This is a genomic window from Streptomyces sp. NPDC040545 (genome assembly GCF_055595065.1).
The window spans coordinates 18,083-38,768 of sequence record NZ_JBVIWA010000003.1 but is presented as its reverse complement, the minus strand read 5'-3'; the positions used below and the strand labels follow the sequence as shown (position 1 = coordinate 38,768).

Sequence of the window (20,686 nt, the reverse complement as noted above, 5' to 3'; positions counted from 1 at the left end):
CCCGCCGCTCCTACGCCTGCCGATCGGCTGCCCCCGCCGCCCGTTCCCGGAGCCGGCGCTTGTCCGGCTTGCCCCGCGCCGTCAGCGGGATCGCCCGCTCCCAGAACACCGCGGTGGGCCGGTGCGCCGGGGCCAGCTCCTTCTCCACCAGGTCACAGGCCTCGGCAGCGAGCCCGGCGCCGGGCTCGTACCCCGCCGCCGGTACGAGGAAGGCGCACACCTCCTCGCCGGTGACGTCGCTGTGCCGACCCACCACCACGGCCTGCGCGACCGCGGGATGCCGGGCGAGCGCGGCCTCGACGGGCACGCAGTACACGTTGTCCCCGTGGACCATCACCACGTCGTGGATCCGGTCGTCCAGGTACAGGTAGCCGTCCGCCCCGAAGTGCCCGAGGTCCCCGGTCCGCAGCCACCCGTCCCGCAGTACCCCGGCCGTCAGCCCGGGCCGGCCCCAGTACCCGGTCATCATCGCCCCCGACCGCATCCACACCTCGCCCGTGCGGCCGGCCGCCACCGCCGTACCCCGCCCGTCGCGCACCTCCACCGCCACGCCCGCGACGGGCCGCCCCACCGACGCCAGCAGCTCGGGCCGCCCGGCCACCGCCGCATCGTGATCGGCGGGGGAGAGCCGGCAGATCACCGCCGCCTCGTTGGTGCCGTAGCCCTGCCGCCACCGGCCGCCCCAGCGGGTCACCGCCTCGCGCAACCGCTCGGGGTGGACGGGCGAATCGCCGTAGGAGACCGCCTCCAGACCCGGCACACCCCGGGCGGTCGCCGGGTCGTCCAGGAGCCGGTACACCATCGAGGTCGTCAGGTACGTGGCCACCGGCCCCAGGCGGCGGCAGGCCGCCGCGAACCCGGCGGGCGCGAACGGTTCGAGGATCTCCACCCGGCCCCCGGCCCGCCACTGCTCCAGGCACCGCCCGCCCGACCGCTGCGCCAGCGAGGTCACCGACAGGTACACCGAGTCCGCCCAGGCCGCCGGCCGTACGGCGTTCCGCGCGGCCAGCGCCCCGAAGGTGAAGGCCACCCCCTTGGGCCGTCCCGTGGTCCCGCCCGTGTACGTCACCCGCGCCACATCGTCCTCCCGCGCCCGTACCGGCACCGCTCCGGGCTCCTGCCGGCCGGCCCGGCGCAGCAGCTCGGCGAGGCCGAGCCGGGGCGCCCCGGTCGCGGGCACCGGCACATCGTGCACGACCAGGTCCGGCCGGCAGTCCCGCAGCACGAAGTCGAGCCCGTACAGGGCGGGCCCGGCGAGCACCTGGGTCAGCCGGGCACCCAGCAGGTGCGCGGCGATCCGTACGAGCAGCACCTCCGGCCGGTTCGAACCCGTGACGCAGGCCAGCCCCGAGCCGCGCCCGATCCCCGCCCCGGAGAGCACCCCGGCCAGCCGGCAGGCTCCGTCGAGCACCTCCTGGAATCCGAGGACGACCGGGCCGGCGCCGAGCGCGGGCTGTCCGCCGTACCGCTCCAACGCCCCTACCAGCGACGTGACATACCGCGCGGCCACCATGGGGGACTGCCTCTCCGCGCCGTTCCGGGACACCGGCATCATGGACGCCATGACGAACGAATCCCGTGCTCGTTCCTTCAGCTCCGCGGCCGCACGCTACGCCGCCCATCGCCCCGCGTACCCGCCCGCGCTCTTCGACACGCTGGCGGAGATGGCCGGCTTTCCGCTGGCCGGAGCACGGGTCGCCGACGTCGGAGCGGGAACGGGGATCGCCACCGCCCTCCTGGAGGCCCGCGGGGCCCTGGTGGTCGGGGTGGAGCCGGGCGAGGGCATGGCGCAGGAGTTCCGGCGCCGCAACCCCGGCACCCCGCTGATCCGCGCGGACGGCAACCGGCTGCCGCTGGCCTGCGGCAGCCTGGACCTGTTGACGTACGCGCAGTCCTGGCACTGGACGGACCCGGCGCACGCCGTCCCCGAGGCCCTGCGCGTGCTGCGCCCCGGCGGGGCCCTGGCGGTGTGGCAGAACGACCCGGACACCTCGGTCGGCTGGATCGCCGATCAGCAGAACCGGATCGAGGAGCGGTTCGGCCCGGGCTGGTACATCAACGAGCGTGCCCTGTCCCAGGAGGGGCTGCGCTTCACCGACCGCCGGCTGGCGTGGTCGCGTCGTGTCCCGGTCGACACGCATCTGGCCAAGCTGTCCACCCACTCCCTGTTCCTCATCGGCGAGCCCGGCACGGATGCCTTCCTGGAGGACGAGCGTGTCCTCCTCATGGACCGGTTCCCGGACGGATGGGTGGAGGAGCACTACGTCGTCGAGCTGAGCGTGGCCGTCCGGGGGCGCGAGACGCGGTAGGGCTGTTCGGGTGAAGCGTCGCAACCTGCGCGCCCCGCAGCCGTTGATCAAGGTGCTTATCACCGTGCACTCGTGCGACAGAAGGACCACTGATGATCAAGAAGTTCATGGCCACCGCCGCCGTCACCGCGTCGATCGTCGGCGCGGGCGCGGCCCTGGCCGCCCCGGCCATGGCCATCGGCAACGACAACGGGGTCAACACCGTCCAGGGCAACGGCGCCGCGCAGATCTACGGCAACCAGGAGACCCGCGGCGACCTGAGCCCGCAGCTCGGCGTGGTCCAGGGAACCCTGAACAAGCCCTGCATCGGCCTGCCCGTCAAGGTCAACGCCCAGTCGCTGATCGCGGTCCTCGCCAACGTCGGCGTCCAGGACATCAACGTCCTGTCCAACCCGCAGAACCAGCAGTGCACCGAGAACTCCACCCAGGCCAAGGGCGACGAGCCGCTCTCCCACATCCTGGACAACATCCCGGTCCTGTCGGGCAACGTCTCGGCCGGCAGCTGACGCAGTCCCCTTGTGCGAGCCGGGGCCTCCGACGCCTGCGCGAGTGCCCACGGGGCCCCGGCTTGTTCCACCCGGATCCACGGTTCCCCGGATCCGCCTCCTCCACCGGCGCGCGGCGGCCGACCGGCCGCCAGGGTGGGCACCGAACCGTACGCCACAGAGCCTCCTGCCCGCCCGGGCCGGAGGCTCTCTGCGTGTCCTTCCGCCCTTGTCAAGACACGAATGTTCGAGACATGACGGGCGGCCTTCCGATCATGCCCACTTGAATCTCCTGCTTCACCCGGACGGCGTGAGGCCCACCAGGTCCAGGAGGCGACTGGCGATGAATCCGGAATGCGCAGAGGCGGACCGCTGGGCGGCCATCGGCCACGTGGACGGGTACGACGGAGAACCGGACGGAATCCACCTGGCGCGTACCGTCACGCAAGAGGTCCGGCGGGCCGGGAAGCACTTCCTGCCGCAGCCCCTCCTGCTTCGGCTCAGCGAGATCCACGACCGCCACGCCGCGCACCGCCGGCCCCATCTCCAGGCGTTCCTCGACTGCGTGCTCGACATGCACGAAGGGCGCTACGGGAACCGGACCTACCTCTCCCTGCCGCTGCTGGAGCTCCTCCTGGGCGACACGGAAGACGCGCCGGACCCGAACCGCATGGCCACGCTGCTCATATCCGACGTCGTGCGCTTCGAGATCCGGACGCAGGCCCCGGCAGGCGAAACGCGGGAACTGAAGGAACCGCAGGAATCGGGGGAAGCCGTGGACCGGGATCCGCCGGATCCGGTGACCCTGCGCAAGCGGCTGCGCCACGCACTGCGATTCGTGGCCGACGACCTCGGCGTCCCGGATGCCGACGACCTGACCTCCCGGACGGCCCATGTGCCGTGGTCCCGCTGGGCGGACGTCGCCGAGCTCCTTCCCCGACCCACGGCCACCGGCGCCGGCCACTGGTTCGACATGACGGTCCAGCCCGTGTACGTGCTGCACGACGAGTACTTCTTCATCCGGGCCCTCCAGGCCCACGAAATGATCTTCACGGCGATCGCGGCGGACGTCCGGGCGGCGATCGGGGCGCTGCGCGCCGGCCGGCTGGACACGGCGGCCGACCACGTGGACCGTGCGGCCGGCCTCTTCGACCGGGCCTCGGCGCTGTTCCGGATGGTGGCCACGGTGCGGCCCGGACACTTCCGCGCGTTCCGGCAGTTCACCCAGGGCGCCAGCGCCATCCAGTCCGAACAGTACAAGCGCTTCGAGATCCTGTGCGGCCTCCCGGCCGCCCCGCGGCTGGAGTCGGAAGCCTTCGCAGGCGTCCCCTCCGCACGGGCCGAGGCCGAGGGTGCGTCCCACGACACGGTGGTCCGGGCCTACCTCGACCTGCGCCGCTCGGCCCGTTTCGACGAGGCCGAGTGGAACCGCTTCCGCAGCGCGCTCGGCGAGCTGGAGGAGCGGCACCAGCGCTGGAAGACCACCCACCGGAGCCTCGCCGCGCGCATGCTCGGCGGGGCCCGCGGATCGGGCTGCACCGCGGGTGTCCCCTACCTGTCCGCGTGCCTGGACAACCAGCTCTTCTGGCAGCTCGGTCAGCAGCGCGGCGCGGACGAGCGCGCCTGAGCGATCGTCAGAAGGGGCGCGTGGGAAGGTACTTGCCGTCCAGGGTGATGACGGCGCGCTCACCGCCCTCGGGGTCGGCGACCTTCCTGACGTCCAGCTTGAAGTTGATCGCGCTGATGATGCCGTCCCCGAACTGCTCGTGGACCAGTGCCTTCAGCGTGGTCCCGTAGACCTGCAGCATCTCGTGGAAGCGGTAGATCGTCGGATCGGTCGGGATGCCGCCGGGGAGGGAACCGCGGGTCGGGATCGTCTGCAGGAGCCGCACCGCGTCCTCGTCCAGGTCCAGCAGGCCGGCGACCGCCTTCGCGGCGGCCTCGGGCAGGGCGTGCTGACCCAGCAGGGCCGCGGTGACGAAGGCGACCGACAGACCGGTCGCGTCGGCGAGCTGCTGCCAGGACAGGTCCTTGCGGGTCTTGGCGTCGACGGCGGTGACGGCCAGGGCCTGGCGGGCGGTGGGGTCGAACTGGGCGTGCTGCATCAGATGTCCTTCGGAGAAGAGGGGAATCGGTGGGAGGGGGGTGAAAGCGGGGCGAGGGGTCAGCCGGCCGCTGCGGCGCCTACGTCGGTGACACCGCCGGAGCGGATGTCGTAGACCCAGCCGTGCAGCGTCAGGGTCCCGGCGGCCCGTGCGCGGGCGACCGAGGGGTGGGTGGCCAGGTTCGCGAGCTGTGCGCGCACGTTCTCGCGGACCAGGGCGGACAGCCGGCCGGGGCCGGCGGCACCCGCCGTACGGGCCACCGAGGCGTCCGCATGCCGCAGCCACCCCGCGACGGAGGCGGCGGCGCTCAGGTCGGCGCCCTCGGCCAGAGCGGTCATCGCCCCGCAGGCGGAGTGCCCGCACACGACGATGGCAGTGACCCCGAGGACCGCGACGGCGTACTCGATACTGGCCGCCACCCCGTCCGCGCCCGGGGCGTGGGCGGGGACGAGATTTCCGGCGGTACGGACGACGAACAGCTCGCCGGGCTCGCTCTGGGTGATCAGCTCCGGCACCACGCGGGCGTCCGAACACCCGATGAACAGGGTCGTCGGCCGGTGCACCTCGGCCAGGTGGGCGAAGAGGTCCGCCTTGGCCGGAAACACCTCGCGCTGGAAACGTGCGACGCCGCCCGCGAGATCGCGAGGTCCGGGCATGGTCGGCAAGGTCTGCATGGTCACTCCCTCCTGGGATGCGCCCCGTACGGGGCTTGACGTGTCCCACCATGCATGACCTGCATCTATTGTGTCCAAGACGCAATATCCATGCCTGCCATCGATGCCATCTATAGTCGGGTCCATGGCTCTGGAACTGCGTCACCTGCGCTACTTGATCGCCGTCGCCGACCACGGCAGCTTCACCCGCGCCGCCGAAGAGCTGCGGATCTCCCAGCCCACCCTGTCCCAGCAGGTGAAGCAGCTCGAACGCACCGTCGGGGTCCAGCTGTTGGACCGGACCGGGCGCGCCGTGCGGCTCACCGACGCGGGCGCGACGTACGTCCACTACGCGCGCGGCGCCCTACGCGACCTGGCCGCGGCCGAGCGCGCCGTCCTGGACCTGGCCGACCTCTCCCGCGGCCACCTGTGCCTCGCGCTGACCCCGACCTTCACCGCGTACCTCGTCGGCCCGCTCGTCGCCGGGCTCCACAGCGCACACCCCGGCATCACCCTGGAGGTCCGGGAAATGCCCCAGGACCGGATCGAAGCCGGGCTGCTCGCCGACGAGCACGAGCTCGGCCTCGCCTTCGAGGGGCCGCACCTGCCCGGGATCGCGGCGACCCCGCTGTTCACGGAGACCCTGGGCCTGGTCACCGCCGCAGGCGAGGACCCCGGACCGCTGCCCGTGCCCGTGAGTGACCTCGCGACGCGCCGACTGGCCCTTCTCAGCGGGGACTTCGCCACCCGCGAGCACGTCGACGGCTACCTCGCGGCCCACGGCGTACGGCCGCACATCGCGGTCGAGGCGAATTCCGTGCAGGCCCTCACCGAGATCGTCCGGCGCACCACGCTGGCCACCGTCCTGCCGGACGCCGTCACCCACGACCACCCGTACCTGCGCCCCGTACCGCTCGACCCCGCACTGCCGTCCCGAACGGTCACCCTGCTGCGCCGGGAGAGCGCGTACGAGAGCGCCGCGGCCCGCGCCTTCACCGAACTCACCGCGCGCCTGGTCCGCGCACGCGGGTACCGCCCCCCGCTGCGGGCGCACGCGCAGCGGGAGACGGCCGGGAGCGGGGTGGATCACTTGTCGGGGCACTCCTTCCAGGCCAGGTGATAGATGGTGTTGATGCTGCCGTCGGTGGAGTCCATCGTCATGTAGCTGGTCGACGAGGGGGACGAGGTGCCTCTGGTCACCCGGAGCTCGGTGTTGATGTTGAAGTTCCGCTGCACCCCGCACGGCGCCCAGACCAGTTGGGCCCAGTCGGTCACGTCGGTGGCCTGCCAGTTGTCCTCCTGCGGCCCGCTGAAGTTGTGGGTGCGCGCGGCGGTGTCCGGTGAGCCCTGGAAGTAGTACGAGGCCTTCTCGGTGGCCTTGGCGCCCGGCGCCAGCGAGGCGTAGCCGCGGTAGTCGGAACTGGCGATCGCGTAGGTGAAGCCGTGGGGCACGTGCACGATCAGGCTGAGCTGGCAGTTCTTGCGGGCCGCGGTGGGCGGGGCGCCGCCGCCGACCTGGGCGAGGTACTGGCTGTAGGTCACCGTGAAGGCGGTGTTGTCCTGGGACACGGCGACCTGCGCGGTGTCCTTGGGACACCCGGATCCGTTGACCGTGGCGACTTCGATCACGATGCGGTCGGGCGGCGGGTTCACGATCGTGGAGGGGGTGGCGTGTGTGGGCAGGGTGGCGGTGAGCAGGGCGCCGATCGCGCCGCTCACGAGGAATCCACCGGACATGTTTCTCCGATCCACTGCTTCGGTACCGGGCGGCGCGCAGGCGGGCATGCCTGTGCGCCGGTGGGTGGGGGGTGCGGCCGGCCAGAGCGGGGCCGGGTCGTCACAGACCGGTGTGCAGGGTGGAACGGGGCAGGCCCAGGAAGGGGAAGCTGGGCATGTCCCTGACAATTCCCGGTCGGTGAAGACCGGGTGCCCGAATCGTAGGAACCCCGGGCGGCCCGGACCAGGGCGATGTCCGGCCAATCGCGCGGCCCGGCCCGGACCGGCCGGATCCGGCCGACCGGCCGGGGGCCGAAGAGCGGAATCAGGCCGCGGCCGGCCGGGCCAGCCGCTCGACGCGGGCCACGAACTCCGCCGGATGGAACGGCTTCGCGAGACAGTCGCTCACACCGGCCTCCAGCGCGCGCTCCGTGCACTCCGGATCCGCGGGCGGCAGCGCGAGGATCGGCACCCGCCCGTGATCGGGATGCCGGCGGATCTCCTCGAACAGAGCCACCTCGTCCAGGCCCGGCCCGGTGCGTTCACAGATCACCAGGTCGATCGGGCCGGCGCTGCCGAGCAGGGAGACGGTGTCCACCCCGGTCCCGCCGTCGACCACGGTGAACCCCCGGGCCACCAGGAGGCGCTCCAACAGGCCCCGGAGGGTGGTCTCCTTCGCCACGAGGAGGATCCTGCTCGGAGTGTCGCCGCTCATGTCGTTCCTCTTCATCCGCGTGGGGGGTCCCGCAGAGCCTACGAGGCGGGGCGTGTGCACACCCGCTCCGGGGCACCTCATCCGGTAGCTTCGGTCCATGAGCACATCGCCGCAGAGCTTTGAGATCCTGCTGGTGCCCGAGCACATCGAGAACCTGCGCGGCGAGTCCCCCGCGGACCGGGCCTTGCGGTCGGCCACCGTCGAGGCGACCGGTGAGACGGGCGCCTCGGGCTACCCCCGCTACCGCGGGCAGGGCGTGGAGGCCGACATCGACCCGAGCACGCGCACGGTCGAGGCCCTGCTGGTCGACGGTGCGGAGCTGGACTACGGGCTGGTCGCCATGATCGCCCCCGAGCGGGGCCGCGGCAAGCGCTGAAGGGGTGCGGTATCCGGACCGCCTGAGGAGGTCCGGGGGACTCGCCGCTCCGAGCCGCACCGGCCATTTCGCACCCGCGCTGCGTACGGTCGCGGTGATGCCCCCGTAGCCTCGAACTGCGGCCGCCCCCGTGCGACGGGCCGCCGTACGCGAGCCACCTCCCTGCCCCGCCCACCCTCTGAGCGGAGAACCACAGATGGCACCCACCCTCGCCCTCAAGCCCGGTACCGCCTGGTCCGACGCGTGGCGGCGGTCCCTGGCCACCGCCCCCGAGGCCTTCCGTGACGATCGCGTCCTCAACCTCTGGGCCGGCTCCTGGCAGCCCGAAGGCCGCAGCCTGCCCGCCACCAGCCCGGTCGACGGCAGCCCCGTCGCGGGCCCGCCGCGGCTCGACCCGGAGACCGCCGGTGCGGCCGTACGGGCCTGCCTCGACGAGCACCGCGCCTGGCGGCACGTCCCGCTGGCCGAACGGCGGGCCCGGGTCACCGCCGCCCTCGACGCCCTCGCCGAGCACAGGGAACTGCTCTCGCTCCTGCTCGTCTGGGAGATCGGCAAGCCCTGGCACCTCGCCCAGGCCGATGTGGACCGGGCCGTGGACGGCGTCCGCTGGTACGTGGAGCACATCGAGGCCATGACCGAGGGCCGGTCCCCCCTCGCAGGGCCCGTCTCCAACATCGCGAGCTGGAACTACCCCATGTCCGTACTGGTCCACGCCATGCTCGTACAGGCCCTCGCGGGCAACGCGGTCATCGCGAAGACCCCCACCGACGGAGGGCTCGCCTGCCTCACCCTCGCCGGCGCGCTGATCCGCCGCGAGGGCATCCCCGTCACCCTGGTCAGCGGCAGCGGGGCCGAACTGTCCGAGGCCCTCGTGCGCTCCCCGGAGATCGGCTGCGTCTCCTTCGTCGGCGGCCGCGACACCGGAGCGCGGATCGCCACCGCCGTCACCGACCTCGGCAAGCGCCACATCCTGGAGCAGGAGGGCCTCAACACCTGGGGCATCTGGGAGCACACCGACTGGTCCGCCCTGACGGCGGTCATCCCCAAACTCTTCGACTACGGCAAGCAGCGCTGCACCGCTTACCCGCGCTTCGTCGTCCAGCGCACCACCTTCGACGCCTTCCTCGCCGCCTACCTGCCGGCCGTCTCCGCCATCCGGACCGGCCACCCGCTCGCCGTCGCGCACCCCGAAGACCCCCTGCCGGAGCTGGACTTCGGCCCCCTCATCAATGCGGCCAAGGCCAAGGAGCTCACCGACCACGCCGCCGAGGCGATCGAGCGGGGCGCCGTACCGCTCTACCGCGGCACGCTGGATCCGGCCCGCTTCCTGGAGGGCCAGGACACCTCCGCGTACATGGCCCCGCTCACGCTGCTCAGCCCGCCGGCCTCCTCCCCGCTCTACCACGCCGAGCCCTTCGGGCCCGTCGACACCATCGTCCTCGTCGACACCGAGGCGGAGCTGCTCGCCGCGATGAACGCCTCGGGCGGCGCCCTCGTCGCGACCCTGTCCACCGACGATCCGGCCACCTTCGCCCGGCTCGCGCCACAGATCCGGGCCTTCAAACTCGGCCACGGCAAGCCCCGCTCGCGCGGCGACCGCGAGGAGCTCTTCGGCGGGTTCGGCGGCTCCTGGCGCGGTGCGTTCGTGGGCGGTGAACTGCTCGTGCACGCCGTCACCGACGGCCGGGACGGCGAACGGCTGCCGGGCAACTTCCCCGAGTACCAGCTGATGCCGTAGGGGGTGTCCTGAGGCCCGCCTCCCCCGGGCGGGGGAGGCGGACGGTACGCGGGGAGGAGGCGGAGGCGACGTCCCGGCCAGCAGGATGAGGCCATGACCCGAACACAGAGAAAGCAGCTGGTCGCCGCACTCACCGCCAGTGCCGGAGCGCTCGCCTACACCGTGAGCAAGGTGGACCTCGCGCGGGACGGCGAGCTGGGCATGCCGGGCTTCCCCGCGCCGCCCGAGGCCTACGCCCAGGTCGCCGACGTCACGGCCGCCCAGCTGGGCAATGCCGGCCTCGGCCTGCTCATGGCGGTCGTGTCCCTGCTGCTGGTCCGCCCGCCGGCCGCCCACTGGCTGCGGCGGTCCGCGGTCGGCGTCTCCTGGCTGGGCGTCGCGATGGTCGGGGCCGGGGTCATCGGCTTCGGCGCCCGGGCGGCCGGGCTGGCCCCGGGCCTGGGCGACCCGCCTCCCCGCATGGCGACGGCCGTCGCCGCTCTGGTGGTCGGCGCGCTCTGGGTGGCGGGCTGGTCCGTGGCCGCGGCAGGGGCCACACGGGGCAGGCGGGCCACGCGGGCTGCCGGGGCCCGGTAGCCCATCGGACGGGCCCGGCCCGGCCCCGAGGTGCGGGGGCCGGGCCGGGCTCGCTGCGGTCGGGAGCTCAGGCGGGCGTCAGCTCACCTGGAGGGTGACGTCGTCCACGACGAAGGAGGTCTGCAGGGACTGGTCCTCCGTGCCGTTGAACTTCAGGGTGACGGTCTGGCCGGCGAACTGCGAGAGGTCGTAGGACTTCTCCACGTAACCGGAGTTCGCGTTCAGGTTGGAGAGGGTCTCCAGGGTCTGGCCGGCCACCGACACGGTGAACCGGTCGTAGACGACGTTCTCGTCCTCGTCCGTGTCGATGTGGAGGAAGAAGCCGAGCCGGTACGTGGAGCAGCCCGACGGGATGGTCAGCGTCTGCGCGGCGCTGTCCGTGTGGGTGGACCCGTACCCGTTCAGCCATGCCTTGTAGCTGCCGCCGTGCGGCGTCTGACCGGACTGGTTGGTGATGACACCGGCGGTCGCGCTCCACGGGCTGGAGCCGTTCTCGAAGCCGCCGTTGGTCACGAGCTGGCGCGGTGTGCAGGTGCCGCTACCGGTGACGGTGAGCGTGTAGGTGGTGGTGTGGCTGACGGTGCCGGAGCCGGTGATCGTCAGGGTGTAGGTGCCGGGCGCGGTGCTCGCGCCGACCTGGACGGACAGCGCCGAGGAGCTGCCGGACTGGACGGACGTCGGGCTGAGCGTCGCGGTGACACCGGCCGGCGCGCCGGAGACGGAGAGCGCGACGGTCTGGGCGGCGCCGCTCACGGTGGAGGTGTTGACCGTGGCGGAAGCCGAACCGCCGGGGGCCGTGCTGCCCGCGGACGGGCTGACGCCGATGGAGAAGTCCTGCGCGGGGGTCTCACCGCCGACCGCCTGCTTCCAGACGGCGTAGGCGACACCGTCGGCGCTGCGGTTCAGCACCGTGGCGTTGATGTTGTTCGTGGTGTCGCAGGAGCTGTGGTAGCAGGAGTCGTAGGCGGCGTTGGCCGTGCCGCCCCACTTCGTGGCCTGCGCCGAGGTCTTGCGGGCGCTGGCGCCGGCCGCGTAGCCGGAGGTGGGGATACCGGCCTGCTGGAAGGAGTAGTCGTCGCTGCGGCCCTGCCCCTCGGTGTTCTCCTCGGGTGCCAGGTTCAGCGAGGTCCAGTACGCCTTCAGCGGGGCGGCGGTCGTGGAGTTGACGTTGTTGATGAAGTAGCCGCCGTTGGTGGAGCCGACCATGTCGAAGTTGTAGTAGCCCTTGATGGTGCTGCGCTGGGCGCTGCTCAGCTGGTTGACGTAGAACTCGGAGCCGTTGAGGCCCTGCTCCTCGTCGGTCCACCAGGCGAAGCGCACGTGCTTGGTCATCGTCGGGTTCTTCTGGGCGAGGACGAGGGCGTTCTCCAGCAGGGTCGCGGAGCCCGAGCCGTTGTCGTTGATGCCGGGGCCGGCCGAGACGCTGTCGAGGTGCGCGCCGAACATGACGGTCTGGTCGGCGGGGCCGCCGGGCCAGTCGGCGATCAGATTGTTCGACGGGTAGGTGCAGGACGTGCAGTTCTGCTCGGTGACGGTGTAACCGGCCGCCTGCAGCTTGCCCTTCACGTACGCCAGCGACTGGGTGTAGCCGGCGCTGCCCGCACGGCGGTGGCCGCCGTTCTGGCTCGCGATGGTGTTGAACTGGGTCAGGTGCGCCTGCACGCTGGCGACGTCGATGTCCGGCGGGTCGTTGCCGGGCTGGGTCCCGCCCACGTTCAGCGCGTAGTCGACCGTGTGGGAGAGGGCCGCGCCCTGGCCCTTGACGACGACCGTGGACGCGCCGGGAGCCGCGTTGGCCGTCGCGGTCAGGGTGAGCACCGAGGACTGGCCGGACTGCACGGTGGCCGGGTTGAAGGAGGCGCTCACGCCGGCCGGCAGGCCGGAGGCGGTCAGCGTCACCGACTGTGCGTTGCCCGTGGTGACCGCGGTGCCGACCGTGGTGGTGACGGAACCGCCCTGCTGGACGGTGCCCGAGGAGGGGCTCAGCGACATGGAGAAGTCGTTGTTCTGGCCGCTCGGGGTACAGGTCGGGTCGGCGCTCTGGGCGGGCACGCTGATCGCGTCCCAGGCCCCCTTGGTCTTGTTGAAGAGGTCACAGGTGGTGTCGAGCGACTTGGCCGAACTCAGCGTCGCCGTGCGGTACTTCTTGTAGGACATGCTGCTGGTCTTGAGCAGCATGCCGCCGTAGAAGATCTTGCCGGCGTTCTGCACGCCCACACCCGTCAGGGTGGTGCCGTTGCAGGTGCTGCTGCCGGGCTTGCCGCCGCCGGGGCTGGTGCCCTCGGCCAGCAGGTAGAACCAGTGGTTCAGGGGACCGGCCGCCGCGTGCACCTCGGTGCCGGGTATCGCGGAGCTGTAGCAGGCCGGGTCGTTGTTGACGGCCGGCGGGTTGTACATGTTCCGGATCGGGCCCCGGCCCTGGAGGTTGATGACCTCGCCGACCGTATAGTCCGGGGTGTCGTACGGAGCCGGCTCGTTGGCGAAGGCCTCGGTCAGCGCGCCGAAGATGTCGCCGGTGGCCTCGCCGAGCCCGGACTCCTGGCCGCTGGTGCCGCCCGGGGTGTTGGAGTCGATGGCGTGCCCGTACTCATGGGCCACCACGTCGATTCCGGCGATCCACTCGTTGGCGCTGTTGCGCCCGATGGTGACCGAGCTGCCGTCCCAGTAGGCGTTGAGGTCGCTCAGGCCCACCTTGGCGGGGAAGCTGCGCCCGTTACCGCTGACGCCGTTGCGGCCCAGCCACTGGGAGAGCATGTCCCACTGCTTCTGCGCCGCGAACATCAGGTCGACGCAGCCGGTCTCCTTGCTCGTGGGGTTGCCCGTGCCCCAGGAGTCGGAGGACTTCGAGAAGACCGTGCCGGTGCTGTAGTCCGCACAGCTCAGACCGGTCCGGACCGGGTCGCGCAGCGTGTACGTGGAACCCGAGCCGGTGGTGTCGATGGTGACCGGGCCCGGCCCGTTCCACTTGCTGTTGCCGGTGCCCGCGACCACCTCGTCGTAGCTGTCGACGAAGGCGCCGGTCCGCGCGTCCACGAAGACGTGCAGCCTGCTGGGCGCGGTCTTCGTACGGCCGCTCAGCACGGTCTCCCAGGCCAGCACCGGCTTGTCGTCCTTGAGGCGGACCACGAGCCGGCTGCTCTCGACCTTGTCGACGGAGGCCAGCTTCGCCCGCGAGGCGGTCTCGGCGTCCTTCGCGGAGACCGACGCCCGGGTGGAGACGTCGATGCGCACGGAGGACGCGGACTGGAGGGCCCGTACCTTGCCGGTGCCGTCCGCGAGTACGACCGCGTCGCCGCCGACGACCGGCAGGCCGCGGTAACTGCGCTCGTACGAGACGGAGTAGAGGTCCTTCACCCAGGGGGTGACGAGACGCCGGTCGTACCGTTCCTGGGAGGAGTTGACCAGGGAGTCCAGGCCGCTGTCCACGGCCTGGTCGGCGGCCGCGACCGCACGTGCGGCCGGTGTGTCCTTCTGGGACGGGGAGGGCTGCGCCGGCTGCGCCGCCGATGCCGTCCCGGCCAGAGCGCCGGCAAGGCTCGCGGTCAGCGCCATCGCTGCCACGGCCGCCGTCCATCTGCTGGGATGCAACGTCCACTCCGATCGTGGGGGGTCGGGGATGAGTGTCGTTCGCGGCCGAGTATGAGCGTGAACATGACGAGATTGGGACATCTCGGGGGGCATAAGGTCCGCGTTATGGTGCCGTGGCGGCCCGGCTCGTACGCTGCCCGGATGCAGCTGGAGTTGAGGCATCTGCAAGCCGTTTGCCGGATAGCGGAGGCGGGCAGTCTGGGGGGCGCGGCGCGGCGGCTCGGAGTGTCCCAGCCGGCGCTTTCCGCCCAGTTGCGCCGCATCGAACGGGTCACCGGGGGCGAGCTCTTCGTGCGGGGCCGCAGCGGGGTGGAACCCACGGCACTGGGCCAGTTCGTGCTGGCCAAGGCGCGTCGCGTCCTCAGCGAGATGGACGCCCTGGGAGCGCAGGCACGCGCCATGTCGACCGGCGGCCCGCTGCGGCTGGGCTGCATCATGCTCGTGCTGCTCGACGGCCTCCTTGCCCAGACCGACCTGTCCATGTCAGGCCGGGAGATAGCCGTGGATCTGGAGGATTCGGTCACCGTGCTGGCGCGGATGCTCGGCGCCGGTCGCTACGACGCCATCGTGTACGGGGAGGTCAACGGCCACGAGGTGCCGCTGCCGGAGGGAACCCTGGCCAGGACGCTGATCCCGAAGGAGCCGTTCTGCATCCGGCTGTCCGCCGGGCACCCCCTCGCGGGTCTGGACCGCATCGAACTGGCCGACCTGGCCGGGGAGTCGTGGATGACCCTGGTGGAGGACGACGACGGCGGCCCCGAGGCACTCGTCACCGCCTGCGCGAAGGCCGGATTCAGCCCCTCACTGCGCTACCGGATCACCGACCGCAAGATGCAGCACGACCTGATCGCCGCGGGACGCGCGGTCGCGCTCAGCCAGCCGACGGCCCCGTCCGGGGAGGGCACGGTGATGCGCCCGCTCGTCGGCACCCCCATCATCGGCCGCATCCGCCTCGCGTGGAGCCGCGCGGCGCTCTCGGCCGGGCAGGCGGAACTGCTCTACCGGGCCGCGGCCCGCGCCTACCTGGCCAATGTGGACAACAACCCCTTCCACAAGGAGTGGTGGGACGCCCACCCGGAGGTGCACCCGGTCCTCGACTGACCGGTGGGGAGTGGTGTGGTGGCGCGGGGCCGGGCGGGGCCGGGCGGGGGTCAGCTCCGGCGGTGGGCCGTCAGCAGCAGGTACTCCCACTCCATGACCCCGTCCACCGTGTGCTCGGCGGCGAGGGCGTCGAGCGCCGCGTCCAGCTCGGCGACCCGGTCCGGCTCGCCGGCGACGGCGCGGTAGACGGCCACGGTGGGCCCGTAGCAGGCCTTGAAGAACTCCCGGAAGTCCGTGGGCCCCGTGAAGCGGTCCACGCGGACCGTCCGGCGGCGCGAGTCCACGTCGGTGACCGCGTCACCGAGCAGCTCGTGCACGTGTTCCTCCTCCCCCCACAGCGGGGGCGGCTGGGCCCCGGGCGGCGGCGGGGGAGCGTACGGCTTCATCGTGGCGAACATCCGGCCCACGAAGCCCTGCGGGGTCCAGTTGATCAGCCCGACAGTGCCGCCGGCGCGGCAGACGCGCAGCATCTCCTCGGCGGCGGGCCGGTGGTGCGGGGCGAACATGATGCCGACGCAGGACATCACGACATCGAACTCGCCGTCGGCGAAGGGCAAGTGCTCGGCGTCCGCCTCCCGCCACTCCAGGGTGGCCCCGCGTACGGCGGCCAGGTGCCGGCCGATCTCCAGCAGCTCGGGGGTGAGGTCGGACGCCACCACGTCGGCCCCGGCCAGGGCGGCCGGAATGGCGGCGTTGCCCGAGCCCGCCGCGATGTCGAGCACCCGGTCGCCGCGCTGGACGCCGCACTCCTTCACGAGCACGGCCCCCAGCTCCGGAATGACGTGGGAGGCCACCGACTGGTAGTCGCCCAGCGCCCACATCGCCCGGTGCCGGGCCTTCAGGGTGCGGTCCGCCTGGGCCGCATCGCTCGCCTCGGTCATGACAGCCGTCCTCCAGGGCTCGGGGCAGCCCCTTCTCCGAGCATAGGTACGTTTCGCGGCCCCGGCCCGTCGGCGGATCCAGGGGCGCCCGCCGCTTCAGTCGCGGGGGGCCAGGCTGCCGAAGTCGCGCGTGAAGCCCTCGCGGAAGCCGGGCCGCTCCAGTGCCCGCTCGAAGGCGAGCGCGGCGCGGGCGAGCGCGGCCTCGTTCTCCTGGGCGGTGGCGAGTTCGGCGAGGTACGCGCGCAGGCTCAGTCCGCGGTCCGCGGCGAGTACGGCGAGGCGGTCGTGCACATCGGTGTCGACCTCGACGGTGGTGGTGTCGGCCATGCTCCGAGTATGCGCGCCCGGTGACCGGGCGGGGGGCCGTTCGGCGCAGGACCGGCGGCGGTCCGGCGGGCTCGCGGGGCGCAGGTGTCGACCGCGTCGGTCCCGTGCGCCGCCGCAGCCACCGTGCGGCTCGCCGGCGGGGCGACCCGCGCCCGAAGGGGCGGCCTCAGGCGCGGACGCGGCCGGAGAGCCAGGGCGTGAGCGAGGGGCCCCCGACGCTCTCCCGGTACGTCTCGTCGCCGGGCAGGGGGACGGAGAGCCAGTAGCCCGGCGGGAAGAACCGTCCCTTCACGAAGGCCAGTCCGCTGTAGACGGACCTCAGGAACGCGGGGACGGAGTCCCGGGGCACGTCGTCGAACTCCACCCCGTCGACGGTGATCTTCGCGTCGTCCTCGGGGAAGATCCGCACGCTGACGGCCGGGCTGCCGCCCAGTTCCACGAACGCCTCGTGGGGCAGGGATCCGTCGGGGTCGACGACGGTGAACAGGGGCGCGGAGGTCCGCCGCGACGTCTGGTCGGCGCCGATGTCGTCGGTGACGGACATGGCCAGCCGGTACTCGGCCGCGATGGCCCGAATCGCCGCGACGGCCGACTCGGTGGTCGGCAAGGAAGGATGCGTCATGATCCAGATCATGCCGCACGGCCGTGTCGCTTTCCGATCTGGAATGCGGCTCGCCGCCGTCTCCGCTCTGACGGTGGTCGAGACAGAGGTGGCGGTGTGCACGCCGTGCCCTGGGTGCACGTCGTCCGGAGCAAGGCGCCCTGCCTGTCGATGTGTTGCTGCCCGACACCGGCAGGACGTACGCAGTGCGCCTCGACGGCCGGCAGATGCGGGACACGGACGCGGTCTTCCTGCAGTTCTACGACCGACTGAAGCTGCCGGACCACTTCGGGTGGAACTGGAGCGCCCTCCTCGACTGCCTGCGTGATCTCAACTGGCTGCTGCCCGCCGAGCGCTGCGTACTCGTCGTCGAGGCTGCGGATGAGGTGCTGCCGGACCATGCCGACACCCGGCGACTGCTCTTCAGGACCCTTCTGCGGGCAGGCCGGCGATGGTCCTTCACACGTCGGTCCGAGGGTCTCGACCTGAGCGGGCTCGTGATCGTCATGTCCTGCGCGGCAGCATTCGTTCCGGACCTGCGGGAACAACTGCGCCTGTGCTGGCACGAGATGGTCTCGGGAGCTGACCGGGCCCCGGTCCGGGGCGTCCGTGCCGGGGGCGACGCAGTCAGCCCGCCAGGGAGTGCCCCGGGGCCAGGGCTGCGGCGATCCGGGCGGCGATGGTCTGCGCCGTGTTGTTCTCGGGAGCCTTGGGGCCGACCGTGGTCGACACCGCGATGGCCAGGTGCTCGCTCGGCAGGTACGCCTGGATGGCCGCGTAGCCCGCGAAGGACGGGTTCGACTGGATCCAGCCGTTCTGGACGATCACGCCGTAGCCGAAGTGCCGGGCCGGAAGCTGGCGGAAGCAGTCCTTGGGCGCACAGCCGGGGGTGTTGCCGCCGAGGCCCACCGTGCCCGGGTCCAGCTGGACCTTGAAACTCTGCGGCGAGAGGAGCTCACCCGTACCCACGACCTCGGCCGAGCGCGCCAGGTCGCAGATGTGGGTGTTCAGGACCGCACCGGGGGCGGTGGTCCAGGAGGGGTTCCAGTAGGTGGACTCCTCGTACATGCCGCGCTCCGCGTCGAAGGAGTGCAGGACGGGCTCCTCGATCTGGGGCGTGAAGCTGTTGAGGGTGTTGTCCAGTCCGGCGGGCCCCGTGATCTGCTGCTCCATCACCTTGGCCAGCGGCATGCCCGAGATCTTCTCCAGGGCCTGCCCGAGAAGCACGAAGTTCGCGTGGGAGTAGCTCCAGCTCGTCCCCGGCTCGTACAGCAGGGGGTGGGCGGCGGAGATGCCCACGAGCTCGTCGGGGGTCCACTGGCGGAACGGGTCGGCGTACAGGGCCGCGAGGAACTTCGGGTCGGGTACGTAGTCGCGCAGCCCCGAGGTGGAGGCGCCGAGCATGCGCAAGGTGATCTCGTCGGCGTGCGGCGCGTCGGGGAGCCAGCGCGAGATCGGATCGTCCAGGCCGGCCTTGCCGTCCTCGACGAGTTGCAGCATGGCGATGCCCATGTAGACGATGGCCACCGAACCCGCCCGGAAGTGCATGTCCGCCGTGGCCGGGACACCGGTCATCGATTCGCCGAGCGCACCCGTGACGACCTCGTGCCCGTCGCGCGTGACCCGCAGGACGACGGCGTTCAGGTCCAGCTCCTTCTGCGCCGCCTTGGCGATGTCCATGATCTGCTCCGCCTCGCCGCCCAAGGGCGCGGGGGATGCCACGCACGACGCCGGCGCGGACCCCGCGCCGGTGGCCGCCCACGCGCCGCCGGCCGGCAGGACCGTGCCGAGCAGCGCGGTGGCGCACAGCAGCGCCGTCCGGGCGCGGCCCGGGTGCGCGGTCCTCACTCCGGTCATGGCGATCTCCTGCCGCGAAGAGCCCCTCGGGACAAGGCCCACCCTTCGATGGAACGCCGACCGTGCGAGACGGGCCAGTCGGCGCACCGCCGGCGACGGCCGGACCGGCGGCGTCCGGCCGAGACCCGGAAAAGACCCCGAAGAGACGCCTAGTGCTGTGGCCGGGAAGGTTTGCCGGGTCGCGTCGTCCGGTGCGGTGGATCGCAAGGCGGAGGACCGCGGCTCGTACTGGACGTACTTGCGCGGTCCGACAACGCGGCGAGACGCCGTGCCGGGCGTCGTGACCCGGTGAACCTTCCCGGTCACAGCACTAGCCGGCCCAGCGGCCCGTGAGGAAGGTGATGGCGACCACGGTGGACAGGGGAGCCACGACGTAGAGGTAGGCAGTCCGGATCCGGTGGCGCTTCAGGCTCCAGGAGGCCAGGCCGATCCACAGCGGCCACCACAGGAGCGTGGAGCGGGGCACGGACGTGTACCAGTAGGAGGTGCCCAGGGCCCACAGGGTGAGGCCGATGTACAGGGCCTCGGGCCAGCGGCGGCCCCGTACCAGCAGGACCAGGAGCAGGACACCGACCACCATGGCCAGGAGCTCGGCCTGCCACATCAGTGCGTACCCGGTGGGGTGGGTGTGGTGGAAGGCGGCGTTCCAGGTGTTCGCCCAGGCTTCCCACGGTGCGTGGAAGTCCCGGTACCAGCCGCGCTCCTGGGCGTGCTTCCAGGCCATCCAGTCCCCGGTCCGGGTCTGCAGGTACCAGCTGTAGAGGACCGGCGCGAGGGCCGGGAGGAGCAGCCACGGGGCCGCGCGCCAGGCGGTGCGGCCACGGGCGGTCAGGACGAAGTGGAGTGCGAGGGCGGCCGCGAGGAACAGACCGGTGATGCGGACCGAGCAGGCGAGGCAGGCCAGTATCGCGGCCGACGGCCAGTTCTGACGCTGCGCCGCCAGCCAGGCGGGCAGGGCCAGGGCCAGGAAGAGCGCCTCGGTGTAGCCCGCAGCGAGGAACACGGCGCACGGCGAGAGCAGCAGGAACACCACCGTGCGGCGGCCCGTTTCCAGGTCGGCCAGGTGATGGCGGGCGATCCGGGCGAGAGCCAGGACGGCGACTCCTCCCGAGAGGAACGAGATCAGCGCTCCGGCCGCGGCCCAGTCGGGGACCACGGTGTGGACGGCGCGCAGGGCGAGGGGGAACCCGGGCAGGAAGGCCTCCCGGTTGTCCCAGCCGGCCGTCCAGGGTCCGGCCTGGCCGGGGAAGTAGCCGTCCTCGGCTATGTGGAGGAAGTGCCACCAGTCCCATTGCTGCCAGGTCGAGAGCGGCGAGGCGGGCCGGCGGGCCTCGGCGTCGGCGGGGAACAGCCAGCTGACGGCACCCGCGGTGGCCCAGATGCCGACGCGCGTCAGCAGGTACAGCCAGATCACCTCCCGCTCGCCCGGGCCGAGCCGCAGGAACGCCGGCAGGGCCCGGCGGGGGCGGCGACCGCTCTCGCGCACGGGCGGCCACGTGGTGGGCGAGCCGGGGAGCTCGACCGTCCGGCGGGGGGCCGAAACGGGCATATCGGGATCTCCTGACCGTCTGAAGGCGTGCGGAGTCACCGGCCCTGGTTCAGGCCGGTGTGCGCGGGCGGTGTGCCGTGGCGAGAGGGGGGAGAGGGGGAGGGGGAGC

General features: G+C 72.2%; 19 protein-coding genes and 1 pseudogene. 9 read left to right on the top strand and 11 right to left on the bottom strand.

Translation table 11 applies throughout. The annotated features are described in order from the left end of the window. Positions 1–10 precede the first annotated feature (10 nt). Positions 11–1,564, bottom strand: coding sequence for an AMP-binding protein (locus ACZ573_RS08205; RefSeq protein ID WP_471300773.1), 1,554 nt, complete (start codon positions 1,562–1,564; stop codon positions 11–13). On the opposite strand from ACZ573_RS08205, the gene ACZ573_RS08200 reads away from it, so the two are divergent. From ACZ573_RS08200 to ACZ573_RS08190, 3 genes are all read left to right on the top strand, one after another. Then, positions 1,563–2,309 (top strand): class I SAM-dependent methyltransferase, encoded by a 747-nt coding sequence (locus ACZ573_RS08200; protein WP_471300770.1) that lies wholly within the window; start codon positions 1,563–1,565, stop codon positions 2,307–2,309. The two genes, ACZ573_RS08205 and ACZ573_RS08200, sit on opposite strands and share 2 nt — an antisense overlap. A gap of 92 nt (positions 2,310–2,401) precedes the next feature. Further along, positions 2,402–2,815 carry a rodlin gene (locus ACZ573_RS08195; RefSeq protein ID WP_471300767.1) on the top strand — a complete coding sequence of 138 codons (414 nt, stop codon included), beginning with the start codon at positions 2,402–2,404 and terminating at the stop codon, positions 2,813–2,815. A gap of 322 nt (positions 2,816–3,137) precedes the next feature. Further along, the gene (locus ACZ573_RS08190) at positions 3,138–4,421 is read left to right on the top strand and encodes a tryptophan 2,3-dioxygenase family protein (RefSeq protein ID WP_471300764.1); all 1,284 of its coding nucleotides are present in this window, start codon (positions 3,138–3,140) and stop codon (positions 4,419–4,421) included. A 7-nt stretch (positions 4,422–4,428) separates the two neighbouring features. Here ACZ573_RS08190 and cynS read toward each other — a convergent pair whose 3' ends face one another. Together cynS and ACZ573_RS08180 are read right to left on the bottom strand one after the other, a co-directional pair. Beyond that, a complete protein-coding gene (gene cynS, locus ACZ573_RS08185; RefSeq protein WP_471300762.1) occupies positions 4,429–4,899 on the bottom strand; it encodes a cyanase in 471 nt (156 codons plus the stop codon). A gap of 59 nt (positions 4,900–4,958) precedes the next feature. Further along, on the bottom strand, positions 4,959–5,573 hold the full coding sequence (locus ACZ573_RS08180; RefSeq protein ID WP_471300759.1) for a carbonic anhydrase: 615 nt from the start codon (positions 5,571–5,573) through the stop codon (positions 4,959–4,961). 124 nt (positions 5,574–5,697) lie between these two features. Between ACZ573_RS08180 and cynR the strand changes: the two genes are divergently transcribed. Further along, a complete protein-coding gene (cynR, locus tag ACZ573_RS08175) occupies positions 5,698–6,672 on the top strand; it encodes a transcriptional regulator CynR (protein ID WP_471300756.1) in 975 nt (324 codons plus the stop codon). On the opposite strand, the gene ACZ573_RS08170 is transcribed toward cynR, so the two are convergent. Then, on the bottom strand, positions 6,639–7,289 hold the full coding sequence (locus ACZ573_RS08170) for a DUF4360 domain-containing protein (RefSeq protein ID WP_471300753.1): 651 nt from the start codon (positions 7,287–7,289) through the stop codon (positions 6,639–6,641). The genes cynR and ACZ573_RS08170 overlap by 34 nt on opposite strands. A 304-nt stretch (positions 7,290–7,593) precedes the next feature. Beyond that, positions 7,594–7,983: a response regulator gene (locus tag ACZ573_RS08165; protein ID WP_468114869.1), complete on the bottom strand. Its 390-nt coding sequence runs from the start codon at positions 7,981–7,983 to the stop codon at positions 7,594–7,596. A 97-nt stretch (positions 7,984–8,080) separates the two neighbouring features. Between ACZ573_RS08165 and ACZ573_RS08160 the strand changes: the two genes are divergently transcribed. The 3 genes from ACZ573_RS08160 (at position 8,081) to ACZ573_RS08150 (ending at position 10,673) form a co-directional block, all read left to right on the top strand. After that, entirely contained in the window at positions 8,081–8,359 is a 279-nt protein-coding gene (locus ACZ573_RS08160; RefSeq protein WP_471300750.1) for a hypothetical protein, read from the top strand. Between the two features lie 196 nt (positions 8,360–8,555). After that, positions 8,556–10,097 (top strand): aldehyde dehydrogenase family protein, encoded by a 1,542-nt coding sequence (locus tag ACZ573_RS08155; protein WP_471300748.1) that lies wholly within the window; start codon positions 8,556–8,558, stop codon positions 10,095–10,097. 93 nt (positions 10,098–10,190) lie between these two features. Continuing rightward, the gene (locus tag ACZ573_RS08150) at positions 10,191–10,673 is read left to right on the top strand and encodes a hypothetical protein (protein WP_471300745.1); all 483 of its coding nucleotides are present in this window, start codon (positions 10,191–10,193) and stop codon (positions 10,671–10,673) included. A 78-nt stretch (positions 10,674–10,751) separates the two neighbouring features. Here ACZ573_RS08150 and ACZ573_RS08145 read toward each other — a convergent pair whose 3' ends face one another. Next, on the bottom strand, positions 10,752–14,225 hold the full coding sequence (locus tag ACZ573_RS08145; protein WP_471301753.1) for a M28 family peptidase: 3,474 nt from the start codon (positions 14,223–14,225) through the stop codon (positions 10,752–10,754). A 177-nt stretch (positions 14,226–14,402) separates the two neighbouring features. Between ACZ573_RS08145 and ACZ573_RS08140 the strand changes: the two genes are divergently transcribed. Continuing rightward, positions 14,403–15,362, top strand: a complete 960-nt coding sequence (locus tag ACZ573_RS08140; RefSeq protein WP_389118367.1) for a LysR family transcriptional regulator — start codon at positions 14,403–14,405, stop codon at positions 15,360–15,362. A 50-nt stretch (positions 15,363–15,412) separates the two neighbouring features. Here the strand turns inward: ACZ573_RS08140 and ACZ573_RS08135 are convergent, their stop codons facing one another. From ACZ573_RS08135 to ACZ573_RS08125, 3 genes are all read right to left on the bottom strand, one after another. Next, positions 15,413–16,243 carry a class I SAM-dependent methyltransferase gene (locus tag ACZ573_RS08135; RefSeq protein ID WP_471300742.1) on the bottom strand — a complete coding sequence of 277 codons (831 nt, stop codon included), beginning with the start codon at positions 16,241–16,243 and terminating at the stop codon, positions 15,413–15,415. Positions 16,244–16,339: 96 nt separating this feature from the next. Next, positions 16,340–16,570: an antitoxin MazE7 gene (locus tag ACZ573_RS08130; protein WP_471300739.1), complete on the bottom strand. Its 231-nt coding sequence runs from the start codon at positions 16,568–16,570 to the stop codon at positions 16,340–16,342. A gap of 166 nt (positions 16,571–16,736) precedes the next feature. After that, entirely contained in the window at positions 16,737–17,192 is a 456-nt protein-coding gene (locus tag ACZ573_RS08125) for a hypothetical protein (protein WP_471300736.1), read from the bottom strand. 152 nt (positions 17,193–17,344) lie between these two features. Between ACZ573_RS08125 and ACZ573_RS08120 the strand changes: the two are divergent. Next, a pseudogene (locus ACZ573_RS08120) lies at positions 17,345–17,623 on the top strand (barstar family protein); the annotation flags it as partial. Between the two features lie 175 nt (positions 17,624–17,798). On the opposite strand, the gene ACZ573_RS08115 reads toward ACZ573_RS08120, so the two are convergent. Together ACZ573_RS08115 and ACZ573_RS08110 are read right to left on the bottom strand one after the other, a co-directional pair. Beyond that, a complete protein-coding gene (locus ACZ573_RS08115) occupies positions 17,799–19,028 on the bottom strand; it encodes a serine hydrolase domain-containing protein (protein WP_471300733.1) in 1,230 nt (409 codons plus the stop codon). Between the two features lie 310 nt (positions 19,029–19,338). Then, on the bottom strand, positions 19,339–20,577 hold the full coding sequence (locus tag ACZ573_RS08110) for a mannosyltransferase family protein (protein ID WP_471300730.1): 1,239 nt from the start codon (positions 20,575–20,577) through the stop codon (positions 19,339–19,341). Positions 20,578–20,686 lie beyond the last annotated feature (109 nt).